Origin of the sequence: Novosphingobium aromaticivorans DSM 12444 (assembly GCF_000013325.1) — a bacterium.
GTDB lineage: Bacteria > Pseudomonadota > Alphaproteobacteria > Sphingomonadales > Sphingomonadaceae > Novosphingobium > Novosphingobium aromaticivorans.
This window is the reverse complement of record NC_007794.1, coordinates 2,241,229-2,254,904: the sequence shown is the minus strand read 5'-3', so window position 1 is coordinate 2,254,904 and position 13,676 is coordinate 2,241,229. Positions and strand designations below refer to the sequence as shown.

The 13,676-nt window shown below is 66.1% G+C and carries 11 protein-coding genes; 7 read left to right on the top strand and 4 right to left on the bottom strand.

Translation table 11 applies throughout. The annotated features are described in order from the left end of the window. Nucleotides 1–74 precede the first annotated feature (74 nt). The 3 genes from SARO_RS10635 to SARO_RS10625 form a co-directional block, all read right to left on the bottom strand. Complete coding sequence (locus SARO_RS10635; protein WP_011445763.1) at nt 75–689, bottom strand: 50S ribosomal protein L25/general stress protein Ctc; 615 nt, start codon at nt 687–689, stop codon at nt 75–77. Nucleotides 690–827: 138 nt separating this feature from the next. Next, on the bottom strand, nt 828–1,730 hold the full coding sequence (locus SARO_RS10630; RefSeq protein ID WP_011445762.1) for a TraB/GumN family protein: 903 nt from the start codon (nt 1,728–1,730) through the stop codon (nt 828–830). Then, nucleotides 1,727–2,635 carry a TraB/GumN family protein gene (locus tag SARO_RS10625; RefSeq protein WP_011445761.1) on the bottom strand — a complete coding sequence of 303 codons (909 nt, stop codon included), beginning with the start codon at nt 2,633–2,635 and terminating at the stop codon, nt 1,727–1,729. Before SARO_RS10625 ends, SARO_RS10630 begins: the two co-directional genes overlap by 4 nt. 134 nt (nt 2,636–2,769) lie before the next feature. Between SARO_RS10625 and SARO_RS10620 the strand changes: the two genes are divergently transcribed. From SARO_RS10620 to ppdK, 3 genes are all read left to right on the top strand, one after another. Continuing rightward, nucleotides 2,770–3,675 (top strand): glycine--tRNA ligase subunit alpha, encoded by a 906-nt coding sequence (locus SARO_RS10620; protein WP_041551030.1) that lies wholly within the window; start codon nt 2,770–2,772, stop codon nt 3,673–3,675. A gap of 184 nt (nt 3,676–3,859) precedes the next feature. Beyond that, nucleotides 3,860–6,076 (top strand): glycine--tRNA ligase subunit beta, encoded by a 2,217-nt coding sequence (gene glyS, locus SARO_RS10615; protein ID WP_011445759.1) that lies wholly within the window; start codon nt 3,860–3,862, stop codon nt 6,074–6,076. 67 nt (nt 6,077–6,143) lie between these two features. Then, a complete protein-coding gene (gene ppdK / locus SARO_RS10610; protein ID WP_011445758.1) occupies nt 6,144–8,807 on the top strand; it encodes a pyruvate, phosphate dikinase in 2,664 nt (887 codons plus the stop codon). Nucleotides 8,808–8,829: 22 nt separating this feature from the next. Here ppdK and SARO_RS10605 read toward each other — a convergent pair whose 3' ends face one another. Next, on the bottom strand, nt 8,830–9,621 hold the full coding sequence (locus SARO_RS10605) for a methyltransferase domain-containing protein (RefSeq protein WP_011445757.1): 792 nt from the start codon (nt 9,619–9,621) through the stop codon (nt 8,830–8,832). 63 nt (nt 9,622–9,684) lie between these two features. Between SARO_RS10605 and SARO_RS10600 the strand changes: the two genes are divergently transcribed. The 4 genes from SARO_RS10600 to SARO_RS10585 all read left to right on the top strand — a co-directional run bounded on the left by SARO_RS10600 (nt 9,685) and on the right by SARO_RS10585 (nt 13,576). Next, on the top strand, nt 9,685–10,494 hold the full coding sequence (locus SARO_RS10600) for a ComF family protein (RefSeq protein ID WP_011445756.1): 810 nt from the start codon (nt 9,685–9,687) through the stop codon (nt 10,492–10,494). 435 nt (nt 10,495–10,929) lie between these two features. Then, complete coding sequence (hisI, locus tag SARO_RS10595; protein ID WP_011445755.1) at nt 10,930–11,265, top strand: phosphoribosyl-AMP cyclohydrolase; 336 nt, start codon at nt 10,930–10,932, stop codon at nt 11,263–11,265. A gap of 32 nt (nt 11,266–11,297) precedes the next feature. Further along, nucleotides 11,298–11,768 carry a MerR family transcriptional regulator gene (locus SARO_RS10590; protein WP_011445754.1) on the top strand — a complete coding sequence of 157 codons (471 nt, stop codon included), beginning with the start codon at nt 11,298–11,300 and terminating at the stop codon, nt 11,766–11,768. Nucleotides 11,769–11,773: 5 nt separating this feature from the next. Beyond that, entirely contained in the window at nt 11,774–13,576 is a 1,803-nt protein-coding gene (locus SARO_RS10585; protein WP_011445753.1) for an acyl-CoA dehydrogenase C-terminal domain-containing protein, read from the top strand. Nucleotides 13,577–13,676 lie beyond the last annotated feature (100 nt).

The following is a 13,676-nucleotide window of genomic DNA, read 5'->3' as shown; positions in this document are numbered from 1 at the left end:
AAAAAGAACCCCTCCCGCACGCGGCGGAAGGGGTTGCTTTTCCGGACCGGCCGGAGCCGGCAGCCGTCGGGCGATCAGCCCTCGGCGTCGGTCTTGGTGGTGTCGCCTTCTTCGCTCTTCAGCGAGGAGGGGGCCACGATCGTCGCGATGGTGAAATCGCGGTCGGTGATCGCGGACTTCACGCCAGCCGGCAGCTTGACGGCGCTGATGTGGATCGAATCGCCCACTTCGTAGCCGGCGACGTCGATGACGATGTCGTCGGGGATCGCGTCAGGCGCACAGACCAGTTCGAGTTCGTGACGAACGATGTTGAGCACGCCGCCCTTCTTCAGGCCGGGCGACTTTTCTTCGTTCGCGAAGATGACGGGGACGTTCACGTGGACGACCGAGTCCTTCGAGACGCGCAGGAAGTCTGCGTGCTCCGGACGGTCGGTCACCGGGTGAAAGGCGACGTCCTTCGGAAGGGTACGGACGGTCTGGCCGCCCACGGTGAGTTCGACGACCGAGTTGAAGAAGTGGCCGGTGCCCAGCGCCTTGACCAGCGCCTTTTCTTCCAGGTGGATCGCAACCGGTTCTTCATTGCCGCCATAGATCACGGCGGGGGTGCGGCCTTCGCGACGCAGTGCACGGGAGGCTCCCTTGCCTGCCCGATCGCGCGTCTCGGCCGACAGATGCAGCGTCTCGCTCATGTGTCAGTACCTTCCAAGAATGCGTTGTTCACAATTCCTCTGCCACGCCTCCAGGGATGACCATGACAGGGAAGCGGCGGCCCTTAGCGGGTTTGCCCGGAAATGCAAGGAATCAAAGCAAGGGATCGATGCAGGCGTTCAGGGCACCCGCCGGATCTGCCACCCGCGCGCCATCATCAGGCGTTGCAGGCTGTCGGACCCCGCCAGGTGTGCCGCGCCCACCGCGACGAAGGGCCGGGCGCCTGCCTTGAGCATGGCATCGAGCTGGTCCGCCCATGCACGGTTGCGGTCCGTCAGCAGCGCCTGGTGAAGGCCCGCGTCCGCCAGGAAGCCCTCGTTGGCTTCGCGCGCGATGCCCAGGTCGTCGCCCTTGAGCCAGAGCGAGACCATGTCGGCCTCCTCGTCCTTGTCGCTCGCTGCCTCGACAGTCACTTCCTGGAGGAGGATCTGTTGCTGGCGCGGGGGCAGTGCGTCGAACACGCCGAACTGGCTGTGGATCGTCTCGAACCCGGCGACGGGCTTGTCCCCGGCCAGCTTGCGCAGCGCCGGTTCCGCGCCGCTTTCAGGATCGGCCCCGGCCTTCTGCCCGGCGATGGCGGCAAGCTGGAGCGCGACGGCCCAGCTTTCGGTATCGGCAAAGTCCGCGTCGGACAGGCCGAGCTTGCGGTAGACCCGTGCCAGCTTGTCCCGGTACGCAGGGCCAAGGCGCTGCGAGGGCGGGGGCAGGCCTTCGGTGCCGGCAAGGTCCGCCAGCGCCTCGCCGGCGATCTCCTGGTCCAGAGGTTCAGCGATTTCGAGGACTAGCCGGTCGGACCGACCGAGCGCGTCGGTGATCTCCGGACGGAGCCAGCGGACCTGCGGCGGCAGGGCATGGACGGTGCCGAACAGATAGCCACGCACGGTGCCGGCCCTGTCGGTGATCTGCCAGAGCGCGACGCGCCCGTCCTGCGCCGGCGTGTCCCTGCGCTCCATCCACGCAAAGGCCATGCCCAGCAGCAGGGCCGGCACGATGGCCCATAGAAGGCGGCGAAACTGCTTCACTGTACCCGCGAGGTGGCGATGCCTTGTGCCTTCAGCACGTCCTGAACGCTGCCCGCGCCTGCAAGATGGCCAGCGCCGACGGCGACGAAGACCGCGCCCGGCTGGTCCAGCCGCTTGCGTATCCACGCCGCCCAGTTGCGGTTGCGCTTGTAAAGCAGCGCTTCGGCGAGGTCGGGATCGTCCATCTCGTCGTTGAGTAGCCGGGCCAGAGCATCGGAATCACCCTTGCCCCAGTCTTCGGTCATCGTGCCGATGATTGCCGTGCCCTTGTCGAAATCGCGCACGGCTTCGCCCAGGAACTTGAGCTGCGCCTCGCGCGGCAGCTTGTCGAACAGGCCGAGCTGGAATTCCACGGTTTCAAGCGCGCCCTGCTTCTTGCCCTTCGCCAGCGCGGCCTTGCGCAGCACGGCCTCCACGCCATCGTCCGCCCCGTAGCCGGCCATGGCATAGGGCATGACGCCCAGCGTGATTCCCGCCAGCCACGGCTCCAGCGGATCGAACGCCTCGGCCGGAATCCGCAGCCTTGCCAGGAGCGCTTCATAGGCCGCGCGGTCGGCGTCGCTCATCAGCGAGCGCAAGGTCTCTCCCTGGAGCAGGCCGATGGCACGGACCGTCTGCTGTTGCTGGGCTGCTGGCGCATCGGGAATCTCGGTCACCAGTTCGCCCGATTCAGCAAGGGCCGAGGCAACCGGCCCGTCGAGCCACACCAGCCCCTTGGGCAAGGCGTGGATCGTGCCGAACAGGTAGATCGTCGTATCGGCATCGGCCACTTTCCAGAGCGCGGGCTTCAGGTGCCTTTCGGCGACGGCGGTGGTTGCGGCCGGAGTTTCGGCCCAGGCCGGAGCTGCCAGCGGGATTGCGGCCAGGGCGAATGCTGCGAGGAGGTTGCGGATGCTTTGCTTCATCGTCGTTCTATTGCCTGCAAAGGGGTTGCAGGGAAATGAAGGAATGAAGGCGCCCGTCTCTTTGCCTTCGCAAGGGGCGCGGGCCCTGCTTGGCGGTTGATTTGGCGGCGCTCATCGGCCAAAGCCGCGCGACCATGGCCGACATTCAGCAAAAGCCTCTCAGCCTGCAGGACATGATCCTGCGCCTTCATGCGTTCTGGAGCGAGCAGGGCTGCCTGATCCTCCAGCCCTATGACATGCGCATGGGCGCGGGCACGTTCCACACCGCCACGACGCTGCGCGCGCTTGGGCCCGAGCCGTGGAACGCGGCTTTCGTGCAGCCCTGCCGCCGCCCGACCGACGGTCGCTATGGCGAGAACCCGAACCGGTTGCAGCACTACTACCAGTACCAGGTGATCCTGAAGCCTTCGCCTGAGAACCTGCAGGAACTGTACCTGCAATCGCTGGTGGAAATCGGCATCGATCCGCTGGTCCACGATATCCGCTTCGTCGAGGACGACTGGGAATCTCCCACGCTCGGCGCATGGGGCCTTGGCTGGGAAGTGTGGTGCGACGGGATGGAAGTCACCCAGTTCACCTATTTCCAGCAGATGGGCGGCTTCGATTGCAAGCCGGTGGCGGGCGAACTGACCTACGGCCTGGAACGCCTTGCCATGTACATCCAGGGCGTCGACAACGTCTACGACCTGGCCTTCAACAATCACGGCGTGACCTACGGCGAGGTGTTCCTCGAGAACGAGAAGCAGATGTCGAAGTGGAACTTCGAGGTAGCCGACACCGACAGCCTGTTCGAAGGGTTCCGCCGCGCCGAGGAAGAGTGCAGGCGCAGCCTCGACAACGACGTGCCGATTGCCGCTTACGAGCAGGCTATCGAGGCGAGCCACCTGTTCAACCTGCTGCAGGCGCGCGGCGTGATCTCGGTGCAGGAACGCGCCAGCTACATGGGCCGCGTCCGCGATCTCGCGCGTGGTTCGTGCGAGGCCTACATGGCCAAGTTCGCCGACCAGTGGGCGGCCAGGTATCCGGAGTGGAGCAAGTGAACCAGCCTTCGCTCCCACACCCCCGTCATGCTGAACTCGTTTCAGCATCCATGGTGCAGCCTGCGCAGTTGCTGAACCTTTCCCCCATCGGCGCGGCCTCGCACATGCGCAAAGCTTCGGCTCTGGCCGCGCGATGGACCCTGAAACAAGTTCAGGGTGACGAGACTCTTGACGGAAACGCAGCATGACCACCGCAGACTTCCTTCTCGAACTGCGCAGCGAGGAAATCCCGGCCCGCATGCAGGCGGGCGCCCGCGCCGATCTGGAAAAGCTGTTCCGCAAGGAGCTTGACGCCGCCGGCCTGAAGGCGGGTGAGGTGACCGTGTGGTCCACGCCGCGCCGCCTCGCGCTGATCGCGCGCGCTCTGCCGCTGGCGACGGAAGCCGTGTCCGAGGAAGTAAAGGGGCCACGCACCTCCGCGCCCGAACAGGCACTCGAAGGCTTCCTGCGCAAGACCGGTCTGACCAGGGACCAGTTGACCGAGCGCGATGGCGTATGGTTTGCCGTGACGGAGAAGCCGGGACGCGCAACCAGGGATGTGCTCGCGGAAGCAGTCCCCGCGATCATCCGCGCGTTCCCCTGGCCCAAGAGCCAGCGCTGGGGCGCGGCTTCGCTCTCGACCGAGTCCTTGCGCTGGGTGCGTCCGCTCTCGGGCATCGTAGCGATCCTGGGCGATGATCTGGTCGAGTGCGAGATCGGGGCTGTGAAGTCCGGCTATGCCACGCGCGGCCACCGCTTCCATTGCCCGGGCGAAATCACCATCGGCAGCGCGCACGACTATGCCGACAAGCTCCGCGCCTGCCACGTGATCGTCGATCACGTCGAGCGCGAGGCGATGGTGCGCGACAAGGCCAAGGCTGCGGCAGAGGCCGCTGGCCTCGTGCTGGTCGAGGACGAAGGTCTGGTGATCGAGAACGCGGGCCTCACCGAATGGCCGGTCCCGCTGCTCGGCCGCTTCGACGAGGCGTTCCTCGACGTGCCGCCCGAAGTCATCCAGCTCACCGCCCGCGTCAACCAGAAGTACTTCATCTGCCGTGACAGCGCCGGAAAGCTCGCCAACGCCTTCGTCTGCACCGCGAACATCGAGGCCAAGGACGGCGGCGCCGCCATCGTCGACGGCAACCGCAAGGTGCTGGCGGCACGCCTCTCCGACGCCCGCTTCTTCTGGGAGCAGGACAAGAAGAAGCCGCTCGCCGAACAGGCGCAGAAGCTCTCTCGCATCACCTTCCACGAAAAGCTCGGCACCGTCGCGGACAAGGTTCAGCGCGTCGTCAAGCTGGCCGAGTGGCTGGCAAGCGAAGGCATCGTGCCGAACTGCGATCCCGCTCTGGCGCGGCAGGCTGCGGAACTGTGCAAGGCCGATCTCGTCACCGAAATGGTCGGCGAATTCCCCGAACTCCAGGGCCTGATGGGCGGCTACTACGCCCGCGCCGAAGGTCTGCCCGATGCCGTGGCAGATGCCATCCGCGATCACTACAAGCCGGTCGGGCAGGGCGATGACGTGCCGACCGCGCCGGTAACGGTGGCAGTGGCGCTGGCGGATAAACTGGATACGTTGGTCGGGTTCTTCCTAATTGATCAGCGCCCCACAGGATCGCGAGACCCGTTTGCGCTTCGACGTGCAGCTCTTGGCGTGCTCGAACTTCTCAACTGGGGTTCACTGCGCGTCTCGATGTGGGAGGCAATTGCGAAGGCACTCGCCGCATTTACAAAGCAGCTTGTTTCTGACGACATGGCGGAAGCTTCCTATGAAGCTTTTCAAACAAACCAGAAGGCAGTGTTTACGACACTTCCTGACTTCTTCGCCGACCGCCTCAAAGTCCAGCAACGCGAAGCAGGTGTCCGCCACGACCTGATCGATGCCGTGTTCGCGCTTGGAGGCGAGGACGATCTCGTCCGCCTGCTTGCCCGCGTCCATGCGCTTCAGGCCTTCGTCGGCACCGAGGACGGCACCAACCTGCTCGCAGGCTACAAGCGCGCCGCCAACATCCTCAAGAAGGAAGGCTTCGCCGCCAACCCCAACGCCGGGTCCGAAGGCGAGGGCGTGGTTCCGCCGACGGGCGAGGAAGATCCGCTGGTGCTGGTCGACGATCCGGCGATGGAAGGCGTCGTCGCGCAGTTCTCGCACCCCGAATGCAACTACCAGCGCGAACCTGCCGAGCAGGCGCTCGTCGATGCGCTGGACTACGCAGAACCAGCGGCACGTGGTGCGGTCGAAAGTGAAGATTTCGATTTCGCCATGCGGGTGCTCGCCTCGCTTCGCGCGCCCATCGACTCCTTCTTCGATCAGGTCACGGTCAATGATGCGGATGCTAACAAGCGTTCCAGTCGCCTTGCCCTGCTCGACCGGTTCCGTGCTGCGGTGCACAAAGTTGCGGACTTTTCGCGCATAGAAGGCTAAAGGGTCGGCCCGACTCCGGGCCGTCCGCCCGGCAAGAACGAGAGAGTTTCAGGGAGTTCGTCTCGGCATGACTGCATACGTATTCCACTTCGGCGGCGGCGCCACCTCTTCGGAACCGCGCGCGAAGGACAAGACCATCGTCGGCGGCAAGGGTGCGAACCTGGCCGAGATGGCGGGCATCGGTCTGCCGGTGCCCCCCGGATTTACGATCAGCACCGAAGTCTGCACGGCCTACAATGCCAGCGGCAAGACTTTCGACGATGCCCTGCGCGCCGGCGTTGCGGCGGGCGTCTCCCATATCGAGAAGGCGACAGGCCGCACGTTTGGCGATGCCGCGAATCCTCTGCTGGTCTCGGTCCGCTCGGGCGCGCGCGTCTCGATGCCGGGCATGATGGACACCGTGCTCAACCTCGGCCTCAACGACGCGACCGTCGAAGGCCTGGCCGCCGGTTCGGGTGATCCGCGCTTCGCCTGGGACAGCTACCGCCGCTTCATCCAGATGTATTCCGACGTGGTGCTTGGCCTCGACCATCACCGGTTCGAGGACGCGCTGGAAATCGTCAAGGAAGACAATGGCTTCTTCAACGACGTGGAACTTGGCGCCAATCATTGGCAGGCGCTTGTCGGCGAATACAAGTCCATCGTCGAAGACCAGCTCGGCCGCCCGTTCCCGCAGGACGTCCACGAACAGCTCTGGGGCGCGATCGGCGCCGTGTTCGACAGCTGGGAAAGCGACCGCGCCAAGGTCTATCGCAAGCTCAACGACATTCCGCACGACTGGGGCACCGCCGTCAACGTGCAGGCCATGGTCTTCGGCAACATGGGCGATACCTCGGCCACCGGCGTCGCGTTCACCCGTGACCCTGCGACCGGCGAGAAGGCCTACTACGGCGAATGGCTGGTTAACGCACAGGGCGAGGACGTCGTCGCCGGCATCCGCACCCCGCAGTACCTGACGCTGGCCGCGCGCGAACGTGCCGGGGCCAAGCCGCTGTCGATGGAAGAGGCCATGCCCGGGGCATACGCCGAACTCGCCGCCGTGTTCGAGCTGCTGGAAAAGCACTATCGCGACATGCAGGACATCGAGTTCACCGTCGAGCAGGGCAAGCTGTGGATGCTGCAGACCCGTTCGGGCAAGCGCACCGCCAAGGCCGCGCTCAAGATGGCGGTGGACATGGTCGGCGAAGGCCTGATCGACGAGGCGACCGCGATCAAGCGCATCGACCCGATGGCGCTCGACCAGCTCCTTCACCCCACGCTCGATCCCAAGGCCGCGCGCGACGTGCTGACCAAGGGCCTGCCGGCTTCGCCCGGCGCGGCTTCGGGCACGGTCGTGTTCGATGCCGACACCGCCCAGGCCAAGGCCGAGCGCGGCGATGCGGTGATCCTGGTGCGCGTGGAAACCTCGCCCGAAGACATCCACGGCATGCACGCCGCCAAGGGCATCCTCACGGCACGCGGCGGCATGACCAGCCACGCGGCGGTGGTGGCGCGCGGCATGGGCCGTCCCTGCGTCTCGGGCGCTTCGGCGCTGTCGATCGACATGGCCAGCCGCACCGCGCGCATCGGCAACCGCGAAATCCGCGAGGGCGACGTGATCACGCTCGACGGTTCGAACGGCGATGTCATGGCCGGCAAGGTCCCGACGGTCGAACCTGAACTGGTCGGCGATTTCGGCACGCTGATGGCGTGGGCCGACAAGCATCGTCGCATGAAGGTGCGCACCAACGCCGAGACCCCGCTCGACTGCCAGGTCGCGCGCCAGTTCGGAGCCGAGGGCATCGGCCTGTGCCGGACCGAGCACATGTTCTTCGAAGCGGGCCGCATCAGCGCCGTGCGCCAGATGATCCTTGCCGAGGACGAGGCCGGCCGTCGCGCCGCGCTGGCCAAGCTGCTGCCCGAGCAGCGCAGCGACTTCCAGTCGATCTTCGAGGTCATGGCCGGCCTGCCCGTCACGATCCGTCTCCTCGACCCGCCGCTGCACGAGTTCCTGCCCCACGGCGAGACCGAGTTCGCGGAACTGGCCGAAGCGACCGGCCTCGGCATCGAGCATCTGAAACGCCGCGCGGGCGAACTGCACGAGTTCAATCCGATGCTCGGCCATCGCGGCTGCCGCCTCGGCATCACGTTCCCGGAAATCTACGAGATGCAGGCCCGCGCCATCTTCGAGGCAGCCTGCGACGTTGCCGAACAGAGCGGCGATGCGCCGATTCCCGAAGTGATGATCCCGCTCGTCGCGACGAAGAAGGAACTCGAGATCCTTCGCGCGCTGGTCGACAGGGTGGCGGCAGAGGTCTTCGCCGAGAAGGGCCGCACGCTCGAATATATGGTCGGCACCATGATCGAACTGCCGCGCGCAGCACTCATGGCGGGCGAGATCGCGGAAGAGGCGAAGTTCTTCTCGTTCGGCACCAACGACCTCACCCAGACGACGCTGGGCGTCAGCCGTGACGATGCCGCGCGCTTCCTCAACCCCTATGTCGACCAGGGCATCTACCCGCGCGATCCCTTCGTGAGCCTCGACATCGAGGGCGTCGGCCAGCTTGTCGAACTTGCGGCGGAGCGCGGGCGCAAGACCCGTCCCGATATCAAGCTCGGCATCTGCGGCGAGCATGGCGGCGATCCGGCCAGCATCGCGTTCTGTGAGAAGACCGGCCTCGATTACGTCTCGGCCAGCCCCTATCGCGTGCCGATCGCCCGGCTTTCGGCGGCGCAAGCGGCACTCGCCTGATCAGGAGCCGCCTTCGGGCGGCTCAGAACTTCGGCGGGCGGAGCGGTTTCGCCCACCCGCTGAGGGTCAGGATCTCGAAGCGTTCGGTCACCTTGCCGTCAGCGTCCCGGCGCGCGTCGAAGGCTGACTGCGCGCGGGCGAGGGCTGTCCGGCCGAGGGGGGCACCGGGCCGTGCGAGGCAGCTCGTCAGCCCCTGTTCGCGCAAGTCGCCGATCATGCGCTCGAACGAACCGAAGCGCACATCGATGTGGTGGCTGTCGATCACCGGGTCGGCAAAGCCGCAGCGTTGCAGCAACTGGCCGCCAGCCCGGACATCGACTTGCGGGTGGATGCGCGGAGAGGGGCGCTCGCCATCGGCTTCGAACATGATGGCGCGCAGCGCGGGCAGCGAACCGGCTCCCGGGAAGCTCGCGATCATCAGCCCGCCATCCGCCAGCGCGCGCCGGAGATGGACCAGCGCGCCCGGAAGGTCGTTCACGGTGTCGAGCGTGCCGAGGCTGGCGATGAAATCGAACTTGTCGTCGCCGGGGTAGGGGGCTTCCTCGTCGAGCAGGGCGGTACCGAGAGCGGGATCGCGCTCTTCGACCTGTGCCCCAGTGGCGCGCAGCCCGCCGGGAACCGTGCCGGTCCAGTCTCCGACGACCAGCGCCTCGCGCGGTTCGTGGCGGAGGAAGGACAGGCGGTCGAGCACATCGTCGGCCATGTCGTCGGCGATGTAGCGTGCGGCGTCGGGGCGGCCCTGGAGCGCGGCCATGCGCTGGCGGACGGCATTACGCCGTTTCGGCGCGAAAATAGTGGGGGGTGACGTGGCCATTTCCGGGCCCTGCCTGTCCGGGGCGCTCTTGCCAAGCCTCAAGGCGCTGTCGACAACGATGCCATGTCCCTGGGCATGTCCTGGCTGTCCGCGCTCGACCCGGTGCTGGACTTCGTGTTTCCCCCGCGCTGCCCGCTGTGCGGCGCGCCGGTCGCCGCGCATGGCGGCCTGTGCATGGCATGCTGGGACAAGCTGGAGACGCCATCGGGCGTAGCCTGCCGTTCGTGCCAGCGCCCGATGGGCGGTAGCGACGATGCGCACGCGGAACTGGTCTGCGCGCCGTGCATGGCCGACCCTCCCCGCCATTCAGGCATCGCGGCGGCAACGCTCTACAACGATGCCTCGCGCGCGCTCGTGCTGGCGTTCAAGCATGGGCGGCGGATCGGGCTTGCTCCCATGATGGCGCGCATGATCGGCCACCGCGTCCCGGCGCTCGAGGGGGACTGGCTGGTCGTGCCGGTGCCGTTGCATCGCTGGCGGCTGATGCAGCGCGGGTTCAACCAGTCCGCATTGCTCGCGCGGCATCTGGCCGAATCGACCGGACAGAAACTGTTGGTCGACGGCCTCGTGCGCACCAGGGCGACACCATCGCTCGGGGGCCTGAACCGCAACAAGCGCGCGAGGGCGCTGGCCGGATCGATCAGCGTCCACCCTGGGCGCGCGGACTGCTTGCGGCAGGCGAAGGTCCTGCTGGTCGATGACGTGATGACCAGCGGCGCCACTACCAACGCCTGCATCACCGCCTTGCGCAGGGCAGGAGTCGCCGAAGTGCGAATCGCGTGTTTCGCTCGCGTGCTTGACGAGGCGCTCGGTTCATCGAGGAGCGATGCTTCTGCGGTGTTGCCGGACGCTGGCGGCGAATTGCGCGCCTGAAAAAGGAAACGCCCGGAACCAGCGGCTCCGGGCGTCCTCGTGACGATCTCTGCGGGCGTTCGCGTTTCGCGATACCGATGGCCCCCTGACCATCCCGCCTATCCCTCACCATCCGGAAGCTGCTTCGCGCGGCCCCTTGCAGGCCTGCTGCGAGGCTGCCATCCGGCCCCTCATAAGTTGTCCCTGAACATTGGCGCTGCGTGCACTGCCGTCCCGATTGCGGGCTTGGCCGTTCAGTTCGCGGTTCCCTCAAACCGCACGCACTTAATCGTGCATTAAGCTCCTCGACGGAAGCAGAATGTTGCAGGCGGCGTGGATTTTGGCATCGGCTGTGGTTATCCTGCAACAATTCCGCAATCCCCATGCGGGATCGAAAGGTTGCGTTCCTTGGACAGAGTTACTGAAACCGCCCGCCGCGAGCAGGGCACCGAATTCATGCCGAAGTTCGATGCCAATGGCCTCGTCACCGCCGTCGCGGTCGACCATGCCACCGGTGCGCTGCTGATGCTTGCCCACATGGATGCGCAAGCCATCGCCAAAACGCGCGAGACCGGCTTTGCCCATTTCCATTCCCGCTCGCGCGGGCGCCTGTGGATGAAGGGGGAAAGCTCCGGCCACGTGCTGAGGATCGTCGAGATCCGCGTCGATTGCGACCAGGATGCGCTCGAACTGCGCGTCGAGGCGGCAGGCCCTGCGTGCCATACTCTTGCGCCGACGTGCTTCTACCGCCGTCTTGACCATCGCGGCCAACTCGAACGCATCGTCGATTGACGCTTACGTAAGGGGCAGGTAGCAAGATCGGCATGTCACAGTACGATGCCGCCACGACTCACGACCACACCGGGCACCTCGATCAGCCTGACGCGCTGAAGCGCGACCAGTTCACGATCTCGGACCTTTCGAACGAGTTCGGCGTGACCGCCCGCGCCCTGCGCTTTTACGAGGACGAGGGCCTGATCGCGCCGACCCGCGTGGGGCTCGCCCGCATCTATTCCAAGCGTGACCGCGCGCGGCTCGCGTGGATCATGCGCGCCAAGAACGTCGGCTTCAGCCTCGGCGAGATTCGCGACATGATCGATCTCTACGACATGGGCGATGGCCGCGCCGAACAGCGCCGCGTGACCATCGCCAAGTGTCGCGAGCGGATCGAGAACCTGCGTCGGCAGCAGGCCGATATCGCCGCGACGATCGAGGAACTCACCAGCTTCGTCGAACTCGTCGTCCAGAAGGAGCGGTCCGAAGGCCGCGATCCGGACACATACAGCAAGGGATAGGACCGATGCCCGTCTACAACGCCCCCACGCGCGACACGCGCTTCGTCGTCAATGAACTGCTCCGTCTCGAATCGTTCGGCAACCTGCCCGGCTTCGAAAGCGCGACGCAGGACATGACCGACGCGATCATCGAGGAAGCCGGCCGCTTCGTCTCCGAAGTGATCGCACCGCTGAACCTGCCGGGCGACCGCGAGGGCTGCACTCGCCATCCCGACGGCAGCGTGACCACGCCCGCGGGCTTCAAGGACGCCTACCGCCAGTACGTCGAGGGTGGATGGGGCACGCTCTCCGCGCCCGAGGAGTTCGGCGGGCAGGGGCTGCCGCACGTGATGGGCTTCATCATGGAGAAGTACCTCGCCACCGCCAACCAGGCCTTCGCGATGTACCCCGGCCTTGCCAACGGCGCGATCTCCGCGATCCGCGCCAAGGGCTCGCCCGAACAGCAGGCGAAGTACCTGCCGAGGATGGTGACCGGCGAATGGCTCGGCACGATGAACCTCACCGAGCCGCACTGCGGCACCGACCTCGGCATGATCCGTACCCGGGCGGAGCCCCAGGTCGACGGTTCCTATGCGATCACCGGTACCAAGATCTTCATCTCGGCGGGCGACCATGACCTGACCGAAAACATTATCCACCTCGTCCTCGCCAAGACGCCCGGCGCGCCCGAATCGAGCAAGGGCATCTCGCTGTTCATCGTGCCCAAGTTCATCGTCAACGATGACGGCTCGCTGGGCGAGAGGAACGCTGTCTCCGTCGGCGCCATCGAGGAGAAGATGGGCATCCACGGCAACGCCACCTGCGTGATGAACTACGACGGGGCCAAGGGCTGGATGGTCGGCGAGGAGAACAAGGGCCTCGCCGCGATGTTCATCATGATGAACGCGGCGCGCCTTGGCGTCGGCATGCAGGGGCTCGCCCAGGCGGAAGTGGCCTACCAGAACGGTCTCGCCTACGCGCTCGACCGCCGCCAGGGCCGCGCGCTCACCGGTCCGGCCGATCCGCAGGCCAAGGCCGACCCGATCATCGTCCATCCCGACGTGCGCCGCATGTTGATGGACGGCAAGACCTTCGTTGAAGGCATGCGCGCGCTGTGCCTGTGGGGTGCGCTCCAGGTCGACCTTTCGCACAAGGCCGCGACCGAGGAAGAGCGCCAGGAAGCCGATGACCTAATCAGCCTGCTGACCCCGGTGATCAAGGGCTACGGCACCGACATGGGCTACAAGGTCGCCACCGACATGCAGCAGGTCTGGGGCGGTCACGGCTACATCGCCGAGAACGGCATGGAGCAATTCGTCCGCGATGCCCGCATCGCGATGATCTACGAGGGCACCAACGGCGTCCAGGCGATGGACCTTGCCGGCCGCAAGCTGGCGCTCAACGGCGGCCGCGCGGTGCAGCGTTTCTTCGCGCTCGTCGATGGGGAGTGCGCCGAGGAGACCGCCGACGAGACGGTGAAGCTCGTTGCCGAGCGCCTGTCCAAGGCCACCGGCGAGATGAAGGCCGCGACGATGTGGTTCATGCAGAACGCCATGGCCAACCCCAACAATCTTGGCGCGGGCGCCTATGCCTACATGACGCTGACCGGCATCGTCTCGCTCGGCCTGATGTGGCTGCGCATGGCCAAGGTCGCCGCCGCGGCCATTGCCGATGGGGCAGAGGACAAGGCGTTCTACGAAGCCAAGCTGACTTGCGCACGCCACTGGGCTACCCGCTACACCACCGAAGCGGGCGCCCTGCGCCGCCAGGTCGAGGCGGGCAGCGACACGATCATGGCGCTGACGCCGGAGCAACTTGCCATCGCGTGATGCGGTGATCTGGTAAATCGGCTCGCATGACGGGCTGCGCGCTGCTGATGCCTGATCCCCCTATCCGGGGGTGAGATGCATTGACCAGACGCAGCCCGAA

Excerpts from the sequence above, each read along its gene's own strand:
- SARO_RS10635 (WP_011445763.1), bottom strand. The coding sequence starts at position 689 with ATGAGCGAGACGCTGCATCTGTCGGCCGAGACGCGCGATCGGGCAGGC.
- SARO_RS10625 (WP_011445761.1), bottom strand. The coding sequence starts at position 2,635 with ATGAAGCAAAGCATCCGCAACCTCCTCGCAGCATTCGCCCTGGCCGCA.
- SARO_RS10620 (WP_041551030.1), top strand. The coding sequence starts at position 2,770 with ATGGCCGACATTCAGCAAAAGCCTCTCAGCCTGCAGGACATGATCCTG.
- glyS (WP_011445759.1), top strand. The coding sequence starts at position 3,860 with ATGACCACCGCAGACTTCCTTCTCGAACTGCGCAGCGAGGAAATCCCG.
- ppdK (WP_011445758.1), top strand. The coding sequence starts at position 6,144 with ATGACTGCATACGTATTCCACTTCGGCGGCGGCGCCACCTCTTCGGAA.
- SARO_RS10605 (WP_011445757.1), bottom strand. The coding sequence starts at position 9,621 with ATGGCCACGTCACCCCCCACTATTTTCGCGCCGAAACGGCGTAATGCC.
- SARO_RS10600 (WP_011445756.1), top strand. The coding sequence starts at position 9,685 with ATGTCCCTGGGCATGTCCTGGCTGTCCGCGCTCGACCCGGTGCTGGAC.
- hisI (WP_011445755.1), top strand. The coding sequence starts at position 10,930 with ATGCCGAAGTTCGATGCCAATGGCCTCGTCACCGCCGTCGCGGTCGAC.
- SARO_RS10590 (WP_011445754.1), top strand. The coding sequence starts at position 11,298 with ATGTCACAGTACGATGCCGCCACGACTCACGACCACACCGGGCACCTC.
- SARO_RS10585 (WP_011445753.1), top strand. The coding sequence starts at position 11,774 with ATGCCCGTCTACAACGCCCCCACGCGCGACACGCGCTTCGTCGTCAAT.